Source organism: Micromonospora musae, assembly GCF_003626545.1.
Classification (GTDB): domain Bacteria; phylum Actinomycetota; class Actinomycetes; order Mycobacteriales; family Micromonosporaceae; genus Micromonospora; species Micromonospora musae.
In genome coordinates, this window is sequence record NZ_RAZS01000002.1 from 395,447 (window position 1) to 414,064 (window position 18,618).

Sequence of the window (18,618 nt, forward strand, 5' to 3'; positions counted from 1 at the left end):
CGCGCATCGCCCCGCTTCGTGCCGGGCCGCGCATGCTTACCGAGGTGTCCGACCAGCTCCGGAGCGCGAACGTGCCGCCGTGCCCGCGAAGCGCCCGTGTAGGCTCCGATCACGTGCCCCGTACCACCGACAGCCCGGCGCTACGCGGCCGCAGACGAGAGACCGACCTGCTCAACGGCCTGCTCCGGGAGGTCCGCGCCGGAAACAGCCGGGTGCTGGTGCTGCGCGGCGAGTCGGGCGCCGGCAAGACGGCACTGCTGGACTACCTGACCGAGCACGCCCGGACCAACCGCCTGACCCGGGTCGGCGGGGTCGAGCCGGAGTCCGAGATCGCCTACTCCGCGCTGCAGCATCTCTGCGCGCCGCTGCTGGACCACCTCGACCGACTCCCCGAGCCGCAGCGCGCCGCCCTCTCCGTCGCCTTCGGGCGCAGCGTCGGCGAACCCCCGGAGGGGCTGCTCGTCGGGCTCGCCGTGCTCGGGCTCCTCGCGGAGGCGGCCTCGGAGCAGCCGCTGGTCTGCATCGTCGACGACGTGCAGTGGCTGGACCGGATGTCCGAGGTCATCCTCACCTTCGTCGCCCGCCGCCTGGACGCCGAGTCGGTCGCGCTGGTCTTCGCCGTCCGCAGCCCCGGCGACGAGCAGATCCTCGGTGGGCTGCCGGAGCTGCGCGTCGAAGGGCTGCCCGCCCCGGACGCGCGGGCACTGCTGGACTCGGTGCTACCGGGACCTGTCGACGACCACGTACGCGACCGCATCGTCGCCGAGACCCGCGGCAACCCGCTGGCGCTGCTCGAACTGCCGCGCGGCCTCAACCCGGCGGAGCTGGCCTTCGGCTTCGGTGCCCAGAGCGCGACCCCGCTGGCCGGTCGGGTGGAGGAGGGGTTCCAGCGACGGATCGCCGCGCTGCCGGCGCAGACCCGCCGGCTGCTGCTCACCGCCGCCGTCGAGCCGGTCGGCGACGTCCCCCTGCTGTGGCGTGCGCTCGACCGGCTGGGCCTCCGGCCGGACGCCGCCGCGCCGGCCGAGGCGGCCGGCCTGGTCGAGTTCGGCGCCCGGGTCCGCTTCCGCCACCCACTGGTCCGCTCGGCGAGCTGGCGGTCGGCCGACGCCGCCGAGCTGCGCGACGTGCACCGCGCCCTGGCCGAGGCGACCGACCCGCGGCGGGACCCCGACCGCCGCGCCTGGCACCGCGCGCACGCCGCCGTCGGCCCGGACGAGGAGGTCGCCGGTGAGCTGGAGCGCTCCGCCGACCGGGCACTCGCCCGAGGTGGCCGAGCCGCGGCGGCGGCCTTCCTCGAACGGGCGGCCGAACTCACCCCGGACCCGACCCCGCGCGCCGCGCGTACCCTCGCCGCGGCGCAGGCCCAGCTCCAGGCGGGCGCCCCGGCCGAAGCGGCGGAGTTGCTGGCCGCCGCGGAACTCGGCCCGCTCGACGAGCTGCAGCACGCCGAGGTCGCCCGGCTGCGCGCCCAGGTCGCGTTCACCCTCAACCCGGGGCGGGCCGCCGGACCGGCGCTGCTCTCCGCCGCCCGCCGCCTCGCCGACCTCGACGTTCACGCCGCCCGCACCGCGTACCTCAGCGCGGTGGGCGCCGCCGTGCACGCCGGCCGGACCGGCGGCGACGACCTGCGCCGAGCCGCCCAGGCGGCCCGTGGCGTCCTGGCCGGCGACGACGCGACGGGTCTGCTGCTGACCGGGCTCACCACCTTCAGCCTCGACGGGTACGCGACCGCCGTACCGGGGCTGCGCCGAGCGCTCGACGCGCTGACCGCGGACGAGGACCTGTCCCTGCTGTGGCTGGCCGCGCCGGTGGCGCACGAGGTGTGGGAGGACGAGGCCTGGTACCGGCTCACGGAACAGGCGGTCCGCTTCGCCCGCGCCACCGGTTCGCTCTCCCTGCTGCCGACGGCGCTGGTCTTCCGCGCCGGTGCGCTGGTCTTCGCCGGCCGCTTCGCCGACGCGTCGGACCTGATCGAGGAGTCCCGCGCGCTCGAGCAGGCCACCGGGCTGGCCATGCACCCGTCTGCCGCGCTCACCCTGGCGGCACACCGCGGCCGGGAACGTCCCGCGATCGAACTGATCGATGCCACCGTCCGCGAGGCCGAGGCGCGCGGGCAGGGCCGGCTGATCGGCCTGGCCGGCTACGCCAAGGCGGTGCTCTTCAACGGCCTCGGCCAGTATCCGGCCGCGCTGGCGGCCGCCCGGTCGGCGGTCGAACACCCGGACCTCGGCGTCTTCAGCTGGACACTCGGTGAGCTGGTCGAGGCGGCCACCCGCGCCGGGGAGACCCTGGTGGCCGCCGAGGCCCGCGACCGTCTCGCCGAGCGCACCGGCCCTGCCGGCACCGCCTGGGCGCGGGGCGCACAGGCCCTCGCCGACGCGCTCACCGCGGCCCCGCAGCACGCCGAGGAGCACTACCGGGTGGCGATCGAGCGGCTCGCCGGCACCCGGCTCGGGCTGCAGTCGGCCCGGGCCCGCCTGCTCTACGGCGAGTGGCTGCGCCGGGAGAACCGGCGCGGCGACGCCCGGACCCAGCTCCGCGACGCGTACGAGACGTTCGCCACGGCAGGGGCGGAGGGCTTCGCCGAGCGGGCCGGCCGGGAACTCGGCGCCACCGGGGAGACGGTCCGCAGGCGGGCCGCCGACGTGCCCGTCGAGCTGACCCCGCAGGAGTCGCAGATCGCGCGCCTGGCCGTGGCGGGACGGACCAACCCGGAGATCGGCGCGGTGCTCTTCCTCAGCCCGCGTACCGTCGAGTGGCATCTGCGCAAGGTCTTCACCAAGCTCGGCATCACCTCCCGCCGGGAGCTGGCCGCGGCGCTGCGGGAGCGGTGACCCGGGGTCGCCCCAGGGTGTCTCCCTGGGGCGAGCGCACCCGGCGGCGCGCGAGGGTGGGTGCCGGATGCCGGAGGGCATCCGGATTCGCGCAGGAGGACATGATGGTGGACTACCAACTTGAGCTGATCGTGTTGCCGGTGGCGGACGTCGATCGGGCCAAGGAGTTCTACACCCGGCTCGGCTTCCGTGAGGACCTCGACTACGTCGGCGGCGAGGGCTTCCGGGTGGTGCACTTCACCCCGCCGGGCTCGCACTGCTCGATCGTGATCGGCGAGGGCATCGGCACCGCCGCGCCGGGTTCGACGGAGAACGTGCACCTGATCGTCAGCGACATCGAGGAGGCCCGCGCCGACCTGCTCGGGCGGGGTGTCGAGGTCAGCGAGATCTTCCACGACGCGGACGGGGTCTTCCACCACGCCGGTACCGAGAAGCGCGTGCCCGGCCTCTACCCCGGCCGGCGCTCGTACGGCTCGTTCGCCTCGTTCACCGACCCGGACGGCAACCAGTTCATGCTCCAGGAGATCACCGAACGCCTGCCCGGCCGCTGAGCCGCCGCCCCGCACTGCCGGCGTCCGCCTACCGCTCTTCGCGGTCGGCGGACGCCGTCTGTCGTTTCCGGCGGCTGCGGCCGGCGGCCGGTTCCCCGGGGAGCGCATCGGGCGCGATCCCGCCCCGGTGCTGGTCTTTCCGCCCCGTCACGACGGCGGTGGCCCCGGGGTTCTCCCCAGGGCCACCGCGTGTGGTTGCTACTCCGGTCAGGCGGGGGTGCAGCGGTAGCTGGCGGCCGAGTCCGGGTCGCCGTGGCCGAGGTAGCGGGTCACCTGCGGGTAGCGGCACACGTTCCGGGTGACCGTCTCGCCGTCCGCGCCGGTGGTCGCGGCGGCGAGGGTGGCCGGAGCCTCACCCTTCTCCACCCAGTCGACCAGCGCGCCCAGGTCGTCGACCGGGTAGGCGCCCGGTCCGCCGCCGCAGTGGTTCACGCCGGGCAGGAGGAAGAGTCGGTAGAAGTCGTCGACCTTCCGGTCACCGCCCAGGAGACGGTTGACCCGCTCGCGGTAGTCGACGGTGCCCTGCGTCGGGATGAGTTCGTCGCTCTGACCGTGCCAGCTCAGCAGCTTGCCGCCGGCCTTCGCGAACGCCCGCAGGTTCGCGTCGTCGGTGCCGATCACGTCGTCGAACTGTCGTTGTGACGCGCGGAAGAGCTGCGCGAACGACCGGTAGGTGAGCTTCGTGGTGTCGAAGGACGGGTCCTGCGTCACGAAGTACTTCGCCCAGAGGTCGGCGACCTTGAAGGGTCCGCCGTAGGCGGCGAGGGCGGCCAGGCTCGCGCCCTTGTTCGGCCCGTACCAGAGCTTCTTCCCGCTCGGGGAGACCGGCCCGGCCCAGATCTTGCGGACGGCGTCGGCGGTCGCCGCCGAGATGGTGATCTTCCTGCCTTCGCAGACGACGGTGGTGCCGACCAGCCGGCGGGCGTCCCAGTGGCAGGTCTCCGGGTCGTCGATGATGCCGTTGCCGACCCCGTCGAGGTTGTCGCAGGCCTTGATCGCCGCGTCGGTGAAGGCCTGCAGCTCACACTGGCTCGGCTGCACCTTCTCCTCGTTGAAGACGGCCTGCGACCAGAGCGTGGCGATGGCGAAGCGGTCCCAGTTGATCGCCGGGGCCTTGGCCAGGATGCCCTGGAAGTCCGTCGGGTGGTCCTGGGCCTCGGCGTAGCCCTGACGGCCGCCGGTGGAGCAGCCGTTCCAGTACGCGTAGCGCACGGCCTTGCCGTAGAACCGCTTCGCCACGTCCTTGCCGACGATGGCCATGTCGTGCAGCGAGCGGGAGGCGAAGTTCTCCAGCAGCGGGGCGTTGACGGTGCCGGCGGGGGTGAGGGCCCAGCCGCTCACGTCGAGCGGGTTCGCGCCGACGCCCGCGTCGGTTGCCGCGGCGACGTAGCCGTCCTTCACCGCCGCGACCAGCGGGGCGCCGAGATCGCCGGCGAGGTAGGCGCTGCCGCCGGTGGCCTGGAACCGGCCCGTCCACCGCTTCGGGTCCTGCGGCAGGGAGACCTTGACGGCGACGTGGTCGTTCGCGTCACCGTGGGTCAGCGTGACAGTGACGTCGCATCTGGCCGGGACGTCCGTGATCGGCGGGGGAGTGGGCAGCGGGGGCACGTCCGGGAAGGTGACCGTCCCACCGGCCTGCGCGACGGCGGTCACCGACTCCACAGTGGCGCCGGGCGGCGCGGTGACGGGCATCGCGGCGCACGAGATGGTGACGGGTTCGTGGTGTACGGGGTTGGCGTGGGCGGCCATCGGGATCAGCGCCGCCACGGCGGGGACCGCCGCCAGCGCGAGGATCAGACTTCGTTTCATGCCGCTCACCCTCACCCGGCACGGGTCGGCATCGCCCCAGGGAGACACCCTGGGGCACCCCCGTGACAGGGCTCGGGCGGCGGGCGCCGCGCACCTCCACCGCGTGGCCCGCTAGGCGCCGGGCGTCGGCGGCTCCGCCGCCAGCAGGCCGCCGACCACGACGAGAAGGGCGCGGCTGAGCCGGGAGGTGAAGTCGACCCGGGAGTGGGCCAGCAGCGGGTCCTCGACGGCCTCCACCACGGCGGGGGAGGGGTTGGCGAACGGCCAGAACCCGGCGACCAGCACGATCGTCAGGGATACGAGTTCCCGGGACGCGGGCCCGGTCAGCGCGGGAATGCGCTCGCGCAGCAGCCCGGCCAACCTGACCTGCAGCTCCGCGTGGGTGAGTTTGAAGGCGCGGACGGCATCCGTGGAGATGTTGCGCTCCAGTTCGGTGCCGAGCGCGCTCCAGAGTTCGCAGATCAACGGGCGGCGGGCCAGCGACCCGGCCAGCGCGTCCAGCACGGCGGCGGGCGACGACGGCCCGGCGGGCGAGGCGGCCGGCAGTTCGGCGGGAAGGTCGTCGAGCCACTCGTCGAGCGCTTCGTTGAGCAGCGCGAAGAAGACGGCCTCGCGGGTCTCGAAGTAGCGGACGACGTTCGTCTTCGAGAGCCCGACGCGCCGGGCCAGCTCACGCAGGCTGATCTCGCTCACCGGCGACTCGGCCAGGAGTTGGGCCGCCGCACCGAGGATGACTCGCCGGCGTGCCTCGCGCTGCTCCGGATTCCGGGCGCGCTGGAAGTTCAACTGCTCACCGGTGCCACTCATCATCCCGTACCTCGGTCGATCCGGCGCGCCTTGAACGCCGCCGGCCGCAACCATACGTCAAGGGGGCCTGACTCCGTGGTGCTCGCGCACCGCCTCCGACCTGGGGATCGGTCGGAGCGCAGGGGCCGATGGGGTTGCCCGCTCGCCCTCCCCGGCCGGTGACCGGCCGGGGAGGGTGAGCGGGGCGGTCAGGCGCGCCGCGTCCGGGCGTCGGCGCCGCTCACTCGTCGAAGGCGATCGACTCGCTCACCGTCCGCCACTTGGCGTCCGAGGCGGCGAGGTCCGCCGCCACGGACTGCGCGACCGCGAACGCGTCGCCGCCGAGCAGCAGTCGCCGCGGCGGATCGTGGGACTCCACCACGTCCATGAGCACCTGGGCGACGCGTGCCGGGTCGCCCGGTTGCCGGCCGTTCGCCGTCCGGTGACGCTCCACCTGAGGTTCGATGACCGGCTTGTACGCGTCACTCATGGGCAGCATGGTCATCGAGGAACCGGCCCAGTTCGTCCGCATGCCGCCCGGCTCGGCGACGGTGACCCTGATGCCGAAGCCGGCGACCTCCTTTCCGAGCACCTCGGAGAAGCCACCGACCGCCCACTTGGCGGCCTGGTACGCGCCGAGGCCCGGCACGCCCACCCGTCCACCGACGGAGGAGATCTGGATGATGTGGCCGGCGCCCTGTTCGCGCATGACGGGCAGGGCGGCGCGGGACACGTTGACCACGCCGAAGAAGTTCGCCTCGATCTGGGCGCGGAACTCCTCCTCGGGCATGTCCTCGATCGAGGCGACGTCCGCGTAGCCGGCGTTGTTCACCAGCACGTCGAGGCGGCCGAACGCGTCCACGGCGGTGGCGACGGCCGCGCGCGCCGCGGTCGAGTCGGTCACGTCCAGGGCGACGGTGCGGATCCGCTCGCCGTACTTCTCGACGAGGTCGTCGAGCTGCTCGGGGCGGCGAGCGGTGGCCAGCAGGCGGCCGCCCGCGGCCAGGACGGTTTCGGCGAGTTCGCGGCCCAGACCACGAGAGCTCCCGGTGATCAGCCAGACCTTGTCCATTGACGTACCCCATTCTCGTGCTGCACCGGATCGTGGTTGCCGTCGATGCCCCGCGTCCGGTGGATCAGGTGATCGGAGTGATGTGGCCCGGGGCGGGGTCGGCCGAGGCGGCTTCGTCGCACCCTTAGAGGCCAGTGGAACCTTATGGCGTCAAAGATAACGGGCCAGTGGCCTGATAACAAACGGGCCAACCACCGTCGCCCTGCCACCGGCCGCCGAAGATCGGCTCGGTGCCGGCCGATGAGCTATCCTTCGCCGGTCACTGGAGATCGGAGCAGACGTGGCAGGTGACGACGACATCTCCGGGTGAGAGCCCGGATCGGCCGCCGACGCGCGCAGGATCGCGCCGTCGCCGCGGCCACCGTCGTCGTGCCCTGCTCCCGCCGGGCGCCGCCGTGCGCGCCCGCGTCTTCTCCGAGGTACTCCATGTCTCACGGGCAGCGACCCGCACTGATCGCTCACGACCTCGTCCGCATCCGGGGCACGCGCCGCGTCCTCGACGGGATCTCCCTGACCGCCACGCCCGGACACCGGATCGGACTCATCGGCGAGAACGGAACCGGCAAGACCACCCTGCTACGAATCCTGGCGGGGGTGGACGAACCGGACAGCGGCACCGTGACCCGCCCACCGGACCTCGGCTTCCTGCACCAGGAACTGCCCTTCACCCCGACGGCCACCGTCGCCGAGATCCTCGACGACGCCCTGCGTGAGGCGCGCAGCGACCTCGCCGACCTGGACCGGCTCGGCACCGCGCTGGCGTCCGCCACCGAGGAGAGCGAGGAGCACACCCGACTGCTGGCCGCGTACGGCGAGACGCTGGAGCGCGCGCAGGACCGCGACGCCTGGGACGCCGACCGACGGGCCCGCACGGTGCTCGCCGGGCTCGGACTCGACGGGATCCCGCACAACCGGACCCTGGCCACCCTCTCCGGCGGTCAACGGGGCCGGCTGGCCCTGGCCGCGCTGCTGATCCGCCGTCCGGCGGCGCTCCTGCTCGACGAGCCCACCAACCACCTCGACGACGCGGCGGCGACCTTCTGCGAGGAGCAGCTGCGCACGATGCCCGGCGTGGTCGTGGTGGCCACGCACGACCGCGCGTTCCTCGACGCGGTCTGCACCGATCTCGTCGACCTGGATCCGGCGGTCGACGGCCCGGTGCGCTTCGGCGGCAACTACACCGCGTACCTCGCCACGAAGCGCGCCGAGGCCGAGCGCTGGCGCCGCCGCCACGACGAGGAGCAGCAGCAGCTCGCCGAGCTGCGGGTGGCCGCCGCCGTGACCGGGCATCAGGTCGCCCACGGCCGTGCCCCTCGGGACAGCGAGAAGATGGGGTACGGGCACACCGCCGGCCGCGTGCAGAACCAGATCTCCCGCCGCGTCCGGGACGCCACCCGTCGGCTGGAGACGCTCGAACGTCACCAGGTCGCCGCGCCACCGGAACCGCTGCGCTTCCACACCCCGCTGCTCGCCACCGACGGCGGCGACGAGGTCGCCGTGGCGGTACGGGGGATGGTGGTGCCCGGTCGGCTCCGGCTCGACCGGCTCGACGTCGCGGCCACCGACCGCCTGCTGGTGAGCGGTCCGAACGGCGCGGGCAAATCCACCCTCCTCGCGGTACTTGCCGGGCGTCTCGCCGCCGAGGGGGCCGTCCGGCGGCGGCCCGGCCTGAGAGTCGGTCTGCTGACCCAGGACACCTCCTTCGACGACTCCCGACGGACCGCGCGGGAGATCTTCACGGCCACCGTCGGAGCGGCACGGGCCGAGGAGGTACCCCTCTCCTCACTCGGGCTGCTCGCCGCCGCCGACCTCGACCGGCCGGCGGCGGCGCTCTCCGTCGGCCAACGTCGCCGGCTCGCGCTGGCGCTGCTCGTCGCGGACCCACCGGAGCTGCTGTTGCTGGACGAGCCGACGAACCATCTCTCGCCGCGACTCTGCGACGAGCTGGAGGAGGCGTTGGGCGCGGGGCCGGGCGCGATCGTGCTCGCCAGCCACGACCGACGACTGCGCTCCCGCTGGCAGGGCCGGGAGATCACCCTGGTCGGCGGTCCTGAGTAGCGCGAACAGCCTCGTGGTCGAGCGGCTGCTGGGCGTGGACTCGAGGGTGATCCCCGCCGCCGAAGCGTGGTCGGGGGCCGAGCACCAGAACGTGGGCATCTTCTACCAGGTCCGGATCACCGGTGGCACGCTCCGGCCCGAGGTGAACGGCTCGGTCGCCGAGTCGGTCTGGACTCCGATACCCGAGGTGGCTCGCCTGTGTCGATCATCGCTGGTGGACGTCGGTCTCGCGCTGGCGCAGACCCTTCCGGCCACCGGCCACGTCCCGTACGTCCCGGTCGGCGGCCTGATCCAGCACTGAGACGCCGTGTCGACGCTCCTGACCGATCTGCCCCCGGGTCGACGAACCGGGCGCAGATCGCTCAGGTCGACGAATCGCCTAGTCCACGTCGGTGCAGACGTCGTGGGTGCTGCCGTGCACCATCGTGATGGTCTTGTGGACGTAGGTCGGATCGAACTCGACGACGTACACGCCGTCGACGATCCAGATGCCGCGTGGCAGGCTGCCGGCGTTCTCGCGGAAGCCGAGCAGTACGGGTCCGGTCACGTACCAGGTCATCGAGCCGTCCGGGGCGTATTCGACAAGTGAGGTGCCGCTCGCGTCCACCCGGGTGACGGCCCCGCTGTCGAGGTTCGTCACCTCGTCGATCAGCTTGCCGGTGTACAGCTCCCGCCGGGGCGAGCCGTCCGGGTACTCCGCGAGCACCAGCTTGCGGACCTCGTCCACGACGGGCTGAACGCGGACGGCGAAGTCGCACCGCGCTCCGGCCGGCTGTTCGAACCCCTCCTGCGGTGCGGGCACCCAGCCTCCGTGCCCGGTGCCGCCGGCGACGGCGGGAGCGGAGGTGGACAGGCTCGCCACGACGACAGCCGCAGCCACCATCGACCTGACAGTCAATTTCCTGATCATGCTTACTCCACGCTGTTCGGCGGTTGGGCCTGACCAGCGTCGTCAACTCCGCTCACCAGATGCTGACCGTCCGCCGGCGTCCGAGCCGTCCACCCGCCGTTCCCCTTGGGTCCGGACTCACCAACGGCTCACCGGGCGCGACCACCTAACGTAGGCGCGGAGGAGGTACGACCGGCATGCAGTTCCGACTACTCGGACCGTTCGAGGCGCACCAGGACGGCCGGCGTGTCGAGCTCGGCAGCCGACGACAGGAGCGCTGCATCCTCGCCGTCCTCCTGCTCGACATGGGACACCTGGTCACCACCGAACGCCTCATCGATCTGCTGTGGGACGGGCGGCCACCGTCGTCGGCGCGCGGTGCCGTGCACACCTACATCGGGCGGCTGCGCACCGCGCTGGCACCGTACGGCGCTCAGATCCGCACCGGCGGCGACGGCTACCTCGTGGAGCGCGAGCACCACGTCGACGTCGACGAGTTCAGCCAGCTCGCGCACAGGGCGAGCGCCACCGCCGACCCGGCGCGGCGGGTGGAGCTGCTCGACCGGGCGCTGGCGCTCTGGCGGGGTCCGCTGCTCGCCGGCACGGCCGACGGTGAGCTTCGTGACCGGCTGCAGGGGCCGATCGAGGAACTCCGCCTCGCCAGTCTCGAACTGCGGGCCGAAGCGCAGCTGGCCCTCAATCGTCACGGACCGGTGATCAACGAGTTGACGCCGCTCGTCGCCCGGCACCCGACCCGCGAAGAGTTGGTCGGTACGTTGATGACCGCCCTGTACCGGGGCGGCCGGCAGGCCGAGGCGTTGGCGCTCTACCGGGCGACCCGGCGGGAGCTGGTCGAGGAGCTGGGCGTCGAGCCCGGCATGCGTCTGCGGGAGGTGCACCGGCGGATCCTGCACGACGACCACCGCCTCGAGCGGCCCGGCCGGCCCGTGTACGAGGTGCGGGTCCAGGAGGAGTCCCTGCCGTGGAGTGTCGGCGGACACCCGGCGCTCGAGTTCTGCAACACCTTCGCCGGCTGGGGACACGAGCCGCCGCTGCCGGGCTCCGAGTGGCTTCGCACGTACCGCACCCTGGCGGTGTGGACGGGCCACCTGGGGCTGGCCGACGACGCGGCGGTCAGCCGCCTGATCGAACTCGCGCGCCGCGACCCCGACACGGCCGACGCGGAGCTCGACGCCGGCCGCGCTCTCCGCGCCCGGCTGTACGCCTGCCTCACCGATCCCGGCGACGGTGCGGCGTTCGACGCGGTGGCTCGGCACGCGGAGGCCGCCGCGAAGACACTGGTGTTCCGGCGTGGTGTCGACGGCCGTGGCCGGTGGTGGCCGGACCTGGTCTCCGGCCTCCGGCTGCCGGTGCACGCCGTCGCCTGGAGCGCCGCCGAGCTGCTCGCCGACCCTCGCCGCGCCACCATCCGGGTGTGCCCTGACGAGAGGTGTGGTTGGTTGTTCCTCGACGAGAGCGGGATGCGCCGATGGTGCAGCCTGGCCACCTGCGGTCGGACCGCGGGCGAGGCACCTTGCCACAGCCGTTCCTGACGCTCTCGGCACGGCACGGCATGCCACGGCGGCCGGGCGGCGGGTCTCGTACGGGCCCGGCGTTCACCGGCTGTCGATCGATCAGACGTACTTCGTCTCCGCGAGCGACCTCGAAGCGGTACCGAATCTTGATCATCAACACGTACGCGTTTGCGTTGTTTCCGGCCCGGCTGCGTCCTCTGTCATGATCGCCGACGCTCGCCCCGGTGATTAACATCCTCGCGTCACTCGAACGGGGGAGATCACTGTGGACCTTCATCGCAACTGGAAACCCTACGCCCGTGGACCGGCGTTGCTCGCGTTGGCGCTGGTCATGGCGTTCTCGCCGCAGATCCTGGCGGCGATGGGCCGGGAATTCGTCTTCGGGGACTGGGTCGGCTACCTGCTGGCTCTGTTCGGACTCATCGGTGGGATCAGCGCGGTACGGGAGAGCCGCCGCGCGTTCGCGGTCCGCGTCGACGAGCAGGGCGTCACCTGGGTGAACGGGACGGCCACTGTGGTCTTCCCGTGGGCGGAGGTGAGCCGGGTCTCGGTGGAGAAGCGGCCGAACTCCGGAGAGCTCAACCGCCCCAGCCTGCTGACGGTGTGGACGACCGACACGGTGGAGCGGGCGCTACCGGCCACCGTTCAGCTGACCGGGCTCCGCGGTTACCAGCTGGCCGATCTGCACACCGTCAAGGAACCGGCGGACCAGGTGGTGGCAGCGCTGCGCCAGTACGGCGGCGACCGTTACCCCGCAGCCGTCAACTGACCGGACGCGCCGTCATCGAGCAGGAGTCCCTCATGTCCGTAACACCTCTGCCCGGGGACGCGACGTCCCCAGCGCTTCGCCCGCCCGCCGACGGGGAGTGCCAGTTCTGCGGCGGGCAGCCCGCAGTGCGGACGGCTTTCCAGTCCGTCACGAGCATCGTGATCCTCTACGTCATCTCCAGCCACCGCGGCTGGATGTGCCGCAGTTGCGGCCTCGCCATGTTCCGCCACCACGCGAACCGCAGTCTGCTTCTCGGCTGGTGGGGAGTCGGCGTGATCGCCGTACCGATGCTCCTGATCATCGATGGTTTCCGGCTGCGGCGCCTGCTGCGGCTCGACCCGCCCCGGCCGACGCCGGGTGTGGCGGCACTCTCGCCGGCGCCGCTCGACCCGGGCAAGCCGGTCCTCGCCCGGCCCGGCGCCATCCTGTCGATCGTCCTGGTGGCGATCATCGTCCTCGCGGTCGGCTGCGGGATCGCCGCCACCCTCGCCACGAGCTGACGCCGCACCACCACGACCGGCCCGGCCTCCGTCCACATGCGGGGTGCCGGGCCGGTCGGCATGCCGCCGCCGTGGCCCGTTGGTGCGGGACATTTGTCCCGGCCGGCCGGGTACCGGCGGCTCTGCCGTCGTCCCGCCCGCGTACGTAGCGTGGCGGAGGTGGACGACATCGCGGTACGCCGCACCGGACTCACCCGACGGTTCGGAGCGGCACGAGCCGTCGACGACCTCGACCCGACCGTCGCGCGGGACACCACCCTCGCCCGGCTCGGGCTGCCGCTACGGTGACCGACATGGCCGGCGCCACCCCTGCCACGGGCCCCGTCGAGCGAAGCCGGCGACGGCGCGGGCTCCTGCTCGTCGCGGCGCACACGCTGTGGCTGTGGCTGCTGCTGCCACCGGCCGCCGCGATCACCCGAGGGCAGATCGACCACGCGCCCACGGCGACGGTCGGGCTGATCGTCTTCGCGCTGCTCTACCTCGCGCTGGTGGCGGTGCCGGTGGCGGAACTGCCGGTCCGACCGGCGCTGCACCACGGCGGGCTCGTCCTGCTCGCGCTGCTCGGGGTCGGGCTCGCGGCGGCGTACGCCGGTGCGCCGGAGGGCTGGCCGGTGCTGCTGATGTACGTCTGCACCGCCGGCGCCGTGGGGCTGGTCCGGGTGGGGTGGGGACTCGGCTGGGTCGGCGGCAGCACCGCCGCCGTCCTGGTGATCGGCGTGGCGCACCGGCTGCCGGCGGACGACATCGCCCAGCTCGCGCTGATCACACTGCTCGCCGGTGCCATGACCCTGGCCTTCGCCCGGGTGGCCCGCCTGGTGGAGGAGCTTCGCCGCACCCAGCGTGAGCTGGCCCGCACGGTGGTGGAGCGGGAACGGCTCCGGTTCGCCAAGGACCTGCACGACCTGCTCGGCCACACGCTCTCGCTGGTGGTGGTGAAGGCCGAGGTGGTGCGCCGGCTCGCCCCGACGGATCCGGGCCGGGCCGCGGGCGAGGCGGCCGACATCGAACGGATCGGACGCACCGCCCTCGCCGAGGTCCGCGAGGCTGTCACCGGCTACCGCGAGCAGAGCTTCGGCCGGGAGCTGGAGAACGCGCGTATCGCCCTGGCCGACGTCGGCATCGTGGTCACCGTCCGGGAGTGCGGGCACCCGCTCGACGTGGCGGCGGACGACGCGTTCCGCTGGGTGCTCCGGGAAGGGGTGACGAACGTGCTGCGACACAGCCGGGCTTCGCGGTGCGACATCGAGGTCAGCGCCGACGTGGACGGCTCGGTGCTGACCGTACGCGACGACGGCGTGGGCGGTCGGCCGGAGCCGGGCAACGGTCTGCGTGGGCTCACCGAGCGGGTCGAGCAGGCGGGCGGCACCCTGCACGTCGGCCCGGCGCGCGGCCGGGGGCTGCTGCTCACCGCCCGGCTCCCCGCGCGCGCCGCCGGGCCGGTGACCCCGTGATCCGGCTGCTGCTCGCCGAGGACCAGGGCATGATGCGCGGCGCGCTGGCCCTCCTTCTGAACCTCGAACCCGACATCGAGGTGGTCGCCGAGGCCGGGACCACCGCCGAGGCGCTCGAAGCCGCCCTGCGGCTCCGCCCGGACGTGGCGCTGTTGGACATCGAGATGCCCGACGGCAGCGGCCTGGACACCGCGGCCACGTTGCGGGAGCAGCTGCCCCGGTGCCGGGTGCTGATCCTCACCACGTTCGGCCGCCCCGGCTACCTCCGGCGGGCGATGGAGGCCGGTGCGGCGGGCTTCCTGGTCAAGGACGGGCCGGTCGAGGAGCTGGCGGTGGCCGTCCGGCGGGTGCTCGCCGGTGAGCGGGTGATCGATCCGGCTCTCGCGGCGGCGGCGCTCTCGGCCGGCCCGAACCCGCTCACCGACCGGGAGCGGCACGTACTGGCCGCGGCCGTGGACGGTGCCACGGTCGCCGACATCGCCGTCCGTCTGCACCTGTCGGAGAGCACGGTGCGCAACTACCTGTCGGCCGCCATCGGCAAGACCGGCACCCGCAACCGGATCGAGGCGGCCCTCAGCGCCCGGGCCAACGGCTGGCTCTGAAGCCGGGTCCGCGCCGGCCGGGTCACTCGGATCGTCGCGCCGTCGGGCGCCGCAGTCCGAGGCGACCGGGAAGCCGGTTCACCACCGCGGCGAAGACGTGCGGAGTGGGTTTGCGGGTCACCAGGAAGAGCGTGAGCCGGCCGGGTAACGGCGCGGCCGAGAGACGATCCCCCTCCTGCCGGTAGGCGAGCCCGAACCCACGGGGCAGGACGGCCGGGCACCCCGAGAGCCGTGCCGTCCGTACCGCCGTCTCGGCGGTGGCCGCCGTGCGAGGCCGGGCACCAAGGCCGGAGAGTCGCTGGTTCAGCGTGTCCGCGGACATGTCGTAGGTGTAGGTGACGACATCGAGGTCGGCGAACGGCCGCCGGCCACCTCGCAGCGACACGGCCGGTGGAGTCAGGACGGCGAGTCGGTCGTCGGCCACCGGTACGGCGCCCACGGTGGCGGGCAGACGCATCTGGTTGGCGACGGCGACGAACGCCGCGTCCAGCGACCCTTCGCCGACCCACTCCACGAGCCGATCGCCGTGGTCCGTCACCTGGTTGACCGTCGAGTCGGCCAGCAACTCGTCGAGCGCCGGAAAGAGCAGCGGGGCGAGGCTGCCGAACGTGCCGACGTTGAACGTGCGGGCGCGCGCTGCGGCGCGGACCCGGTCGAAGACCAGCCCCAAATGATCGAGGACGTGGTCCGCCTCCGCGCGAAACGCACGGCCGGCCGGAGTCGGCCGCGCCCCGGTCGTGTCCCGGTCGAAGAGCCGTTCGCCGATCCGCCGTTCGAGCGCCGCCAGGCGGTTGCTCGCGGCCGGCTGGCTGATCAGCAGTTCCCGCCCGGCGGCCCCGAGCGAGCCGTGCCGGGCGATGGCCTCGACCAGCCGGAGGTCCTCGACCGAGGGGAATGAGGTCATATCGTCAGGCTATGGGCTGCCCTGCCGATCCGCCATCTACCAGCGGCTTCTTTCCGACCGAAGGATGGTCGCGTGAACAACGGACGCGACATCGCCGCCATGCTGACAACCACCTTCGTGACCTGGATGGGCCAACGTACGACCGCCGTGGCGCTTCCCCTCGTCGCGCTCGCCGAGACCGGATCCGCATGGTCCACCGGGCTGGTCGGGGGAGCGGTCGGGCTGCCCATGCTCGCCTCGCCCTGGTGGGCCCGGGGCCTGCGTCAACGCCTGACCTCCGGCAGGGCCCTCGCCTGGGTGCTCGCGGTTCAGGTGACCGGCCTGCTCGTCGTTCCGGTCGCCGCGGCCGTCGGCACGGTCGGCGCCCCGCACCTCGCGGCAGCCGGGCTCGTCACCGGATGTGCCACCGCCCTCAGCGGGCCGGCGCAGCGAGCGCTGCTCTCGGACATCGGCGACAGCCTCGGCGCCACCGTCGCCACGAGACTCCTGACCTGGCAGGACTTCCTGCACCGCAGCACGATGATCCTGGCGCCGCCGGTGGCCGGCTGGGCCGTCGCCGCCGCTGGGCCGTTGCCGTTGCTCTGGGCGGAGGCCGTCGGTGTCGGCGCGGGAGCCCTCCTCCTGCTCACCGTGCGCGGCGCCGTCTCCGTCGCCCCGCCCGACCGCCCGGCCGACGCGCCGGCCCTGCGTCACGTGCTCGCACGGCATGCGGACATCCGCCGGGCCGTGACGATGTCGGGAGTCGGCGGGCTCGTGTGGTTCGCCTTCACCCTCGGCCTGGCGATCCTCGGCGCCCAGACCGGGCGGCCCGGACTGCTCATCTCCGCCGGCATGACCGGCTACGGCCTGGGCTCGCTCGCCGGTGCCCTGCTGGCCCCGCTGCTCGTTCCGCGGATGCCGGCGCTCGCGACGATGGCGACCGGATGGGCCCTCCTCGGCGTGGCGTTCATGGTCCTGCCCGCCGTGGCATCGTCCCTGGTCCTGCTGGGCTGCGTGGCCGCGGCCGGTGGTTTCTGCATGCCGCTCGGCATCGGCGCGCTCAACCGGCTGATCAGCACCCAGAGCTCCGGCCCGGACCGCAGAGCCGCGTTCGCGGTGGAGAGCCTCGTGCACGACGGGGCGGTCTCGATCGGGCTGCTCGCCGGGGGAGCAGTCATCGGTGCGGTCGGCGCGGGACCGACTCTCGTCGCCGCCGGGGTCGCCCAGGTCGCCGTCGCGCTCCTCGCCGGCCCGTGGCTGAGAATCCCTCGCCGATTCCGCCTCCGCCGCCCGTCGCGAGTCGCCATGGACGAGGGGCGCGGCGACGTTCGCGCCGCCGCCGGCGGGCTCGGGACCACGGCGACCGGTGCCGGTCGCGGGCGCGTGCCCGGCACGGACGGCGCGCGGCGGCAGCACGCGCAAGCCCGGTAACCGTCCGCCGCACCACGGCCACCGGCCCTGCGCGCGAAGCAGCGGCAGGGCCGAGGTGGTCGAACCGCGTCAGCCGCCCACCGGGAAGTTGGAGCGGACGAGGTTGCGCGGGTCGTGGCGACGCTTGACGCCGCGCAGTCGGGTGAGGACGGCGGGCGTGAAGGCGTCGGACACGCTCTCGGTGGGGTTGAGGAAGGTCAGCGGCTTGCGTCCGCTGACCGGGAGAGCGTCGGCGAGGGCACGCTGCTTGACGGTGACCTGCTCGGCGGTCGCCGGGTCGGTGGGGATGCCGAACAGGTAGAGCGCGTAGGGCTCGGTCAGCGGGCCGTGCGGGCTGTCGGACGGACGGGCCAACGCGCCGCCCAGGTGCCGGATCTGCACGCTCAGCAGTGGTGCGATCGGGTCGGCCAGCAGGGTCTCGGCCGCGGCGTCGTCGAGACGGGTCAGCAGCTCGCCGCGGGAGAGGCCCGCGCCGGGATCGGTGGGTTCGGCGGTGATACCACCGAGCTCGGAGACCTGCATGGCCCGCCTGCTGTCGGAGATCGGGCGGGGCAGGTGGTCCAGCGGGCCGAGTAGGTCGCGCGCCTCCCGCTCGGCACCGAGGTAGGTGACGTCGACGGCCACCATGGGATCGGCGCCGGGGAAGTGCAGCAGGTCCAGCCAGACGGTCAGCTCGTTCGGCGCGACGGCGGTGATCTGTCGGTAGGCCTCCATCACCTCCGGTGCGTGCGCGGCCGACCAGAGCACCCGGCCGCCGAACAGGCGCGGTGCGGGCTGCAGGGCGAGCTCGATCGCGGTGACGATCGCATAGTCACCGCCACCGCCACGCAGCGCCCAGAACAGGTCCGGGTCGGTGTCGGCGGTGACGTGCCGCTGTCGGGCCTCGGCGTCCACGATGTCGAAGGCGGTGACGGCGTCGGAGACCCAGCCGTACGCGCGGCCGAACCAGCTCAGTCCGCCGCCGAGGGCCACGCCCGTGACGCTGACCACGGGGGAGCTGCCGGGCAGGCCGGTGAGGCCGTGCTGCGCGGTGGCGGCCTGGACGCGGCCCGACGGCACGCCCGCGCCGACGAGAGCCCGGCGGGTGGCCGGGTCGATCTTCAGGCCGTCCAGCCGGCCGGTGCGCAGCAGGATCGTGCCCTCGGCGCGGCCGGTCGCGCCGTGCCCGTTCGGCTGGACCGCGATGGCCAGCCCGGCGGAGCGGGCGTACCGGACGAGCGCGACCACGTCGTCGGCGTCGGCGGCCTCGACCACCGCCGCCACGGACTGCTCGACGGCCAGGTTCCACGGCCGGCTGGCAGCGTCGAAGTCGGTGTCTCCCGGCAGCAGGACCCGGCCTCGGACGACCGAGCGCGGCAGGTGCGGAGCGTTCATGGTGCTGTTCCTTCCGATTGGCAGGCGACGACGTACCGGGCAGTTCCGGCGGAGGCGAGTCGAGGGCCGGG

Annotated in this window: 17 protein-coding genes; 11 read left to right on the forward strand and 6 right to left on the reverse strand. The window is 73.5% G+C overall.

All coding sequences use genetic code 11. From position 1 onward, the window contains the following. The first annotated feature begins 113 nt into the window (after positions 1 to 113). Together D7147_RS06215 and D7147_RS06220 are read left to right on the forward strand one after the other, a co-directional pair. Positions 114 to 2,837 carry an AAA family ATPase gene (locus D7147_RS06215; RefSeq protein ID WP_233562963.1) on the forward strand — a complete coding sequence of 908 codons (2,724 nt, stop codon included), beginning with the start codon at positions 114 to 116 and terminating at the stop codon, positions 2,835 to 2,837. A gap of 104 nt (positions 2,838 to 2,941) precedes the next feature. Next, entirely contained in the window at positions 2,942 to 3,388 is a 447-nt protein-coding gene (locus tag D7147_RS06220; protein ID WP_120675259.1) for a VOC family protein, read from the forward strand. A 207-nt stretch (positions 3,389 to 3,595) separates the two neighbouring features. Here D7147_RS06220 and D7147_RS06225 read toward each other — a convergent pair whose 3' ends face one another. The 3 genes from D7147_RS06225 to D7147_RS06235 form a co-directional block, all read right to left on the reverse strand. Then, on the reverse strand, positions 3,596 to 5,197 hold the full coding sequence (locus D7147_RS06225; RefSeq protein WP_120674515.1) for a tannase/feruloyl esterase family alpha/beta hydrolase: 1,602 nt from the start codon (positions 5,195 to 5,197) through the stop codon (positions 3,596 to 3,598). Positions 5,198 to 5,308: 111 nt separating this feature from the next. After that, the gene (locus tag D7147_RS06230; protein WP_120675261.1) at positions 5,309 to 6,004 is read right to left on the reverse strand and encodes a TetR/AcrR family transcriptional regulator; all 696 of its coding nucleotides are present in this window, start codon (positions 6,002 to 6,004) and stop codon (positions 5,309 to 5,311) included. Positions 6,005 to 6,224: 220 nt separating this feature from the next. Further along, positions 6,225 to 7,055 carry an oxidoreductase gene (locus D7147_RS06235; RefSeq protein WP_120674517.1) on the reverse strand — a complete coding sequence of 277 codons (831 nt, stop codon included), beginning with the start codon at positions 7,053 to 7,055 and terminating at the stop codon, positions 6,225 to 6,227. A gap of 426 nt (positions 7,056 to 7,481) precedes the next feature. On the opposite strand from D7147_RS06235, the gene D7147_RS06240 reads away from it, so the two are divergent. Together D7147_RS06240 and D7147_RS06245 are read left to right on the forward strand one after the other, a co-directional pair. Beyond that, positions 7,482 to 9,113, forward strand: a complete 1,632-nt coding sequence (locus tag D7147_RS06240) for an ABC-F family ATP-binding cassette domain-containing protein (protein WP_120674519.1) — start codon at positions 7,482 to 7,484, stop codon at positions 9,111 to 9,113. Positions 9,114 to 9,147: 34 nt separating this feature from the next. Further along, on the forward strand, positions 9,148 to 9,414 hold the full coding sequence (locus D7147_RS06245) for a hypothetical protein (RefSeq protein WP_199716560.1): 267 nt from the start codon (positions 9,148 to 9,150) through the stop codon (positions 9,412 to 9,414). A gap of 78 nt (positions 9,415 to 9,492) precedes the next feature. On the opposite strand, the gene D7147_RS06250 is transcribed toward D7147_RS06245, so the two are convergent. Continuing rightward, complete coding sequence (locus D7147_RS06250) at positions 9,493 to 9,996, reverse strand: hypothetical protein (RefSeq protein WP_120674523.1); 504 nt, start codon at positions 9,994 to 9,996, stop codon at positions 9,493 to 9,495. A 203-nt stretch (positions 9,997 to 10,199) separates the two neighbouring features. Here D7147_RS06250 and D7147_RS06255 point away from each other — a divergent pair, with 203 nt between their 5' ends. The 6 genes from D7147_RS06255 to D7147_RS06275 all read left to right on the forward strand — a co-directional run bounded on the left by D7147_RS06255 (position 10,200) and on the right by D7147_RS06275 (position 14,859). After that, the gene (locus D7147_RS06255; RefSeq protein WP_120674525.1) at positions 10,200 to 11,555 is read left to right on the forward strand and encodes a BTAD domain-containing putative transcriptional regulator; all 1,356 of its coding nucleotides are present in this window, start codon (positions 10,200 to 10,202) and stop codon (positions 11,553 to 11,555) included. Between the two features lie 247 nt (positions 11,556 to 11,802). Then, a complete protein-coding gene (locus tag D7147_RS06260) occupies positions 11,803 to 12,306 on the forward strand; it encodes a PH domain-containing protein (RefSeq protein WP_147437357.1) in 504 nt (167 codons plus the stop codon). Positions 12,307 to 12,338: 32 nt separating this feature from the next. Next, on the forward strand, positions 12,339 to 12,806 hold the full coding sequence (locus D7147_RS06265; RefSeq protein WP_147434628.1) for a hypothetical protein: 468 nt from the start codon (positions 12,339 to 12,341) through the stop codon (positions 12,804 to 12,806). Positions 12,807 to 12,965: 159 nt separating this feature from the next. Further along, the gene (locus D7147_RS33340; protein ID WP_267900752.1) at positions 12,966 to 13,094 is read left to right on the forward strand and encodes a hypothetical protein; all 129 of its coding nucleotides are present in this window, start codon (positions 12,966 to 12,968) and stop codon (positions 13,092 to 13,094) included. A 5-nt stretch (positions 13,095 to 13,099) separates the two neighbouring features. Further along, positions 13,100 to 14,257: a sensor histidine kinase gene (locus D7147_RS33345; RefSeq protein ID WP_147437358.1), complete on the forward strand. Its 1,158-nt coding sequence runs from the start codon at positions 13,100 to 13,102 to the stop codon at positions 14,255 to 14,257. Next, a complete protein-coding gene (locus D7147_RS06275; protein ID WP_120674533.1) occupies positions 14,254 to 14,859 on the forward strand; it encodes a response regulator transcription factor in 606 nt (201 codons plus the stop codon). Before D7147_RS33345 ends, D7147_RS06275 begins: the two co-directional genes overlap by 4 nt. 22 nt (positions 14,860 to 14,881) lie before the next feature. Here D7147_RS06275 and D7147_RS06280 read toward each other — a convergent pair whose 3' ends face one another. After that, entirely contained in the window at positions 14,882 to 15,763 is an 882-nt protein-coding gene (locus D7147_RS06280; RefSeq protein ID WP_120674535.1) for a LysR family transcriptional regulator, read from the reverse strand. 72 nt (positions 15,764 to 15,835) lie between these two features. Here D7147_RS06280 and D7147_RS06285 point away from each other — a divergent pair, with 72 nt between their 5' ends. Then, a complete protein-coding gene (locus tag D7147_RS06285; protein ID WP_120674537.1) occupies positions 15,836 to 17,173 on the forward strand; it encodes an MFS transporter in 1,338 nt (445 codons plus the stop codon). Positions 17,174 to 17,242: 69 nt separating this feature from the next. On the opposite strand, the gene D7147_RS06290 is transcribed toward D7147_RS06285, so the two are convergent. Beyond that, complete coding sequence (locus tag D7147_RS06290; RefSeq protein WP_120674539.1) at positions 17,243 to 18,547, reverse strand: FAD-binding oxidoreductase; 1,305 nt, start codon at positions 18,545 to 18,547, stop codon at positions 17,243 to 17,245. Positions 18,548 to 18,618: the final 71 nt, after the last annotated feature.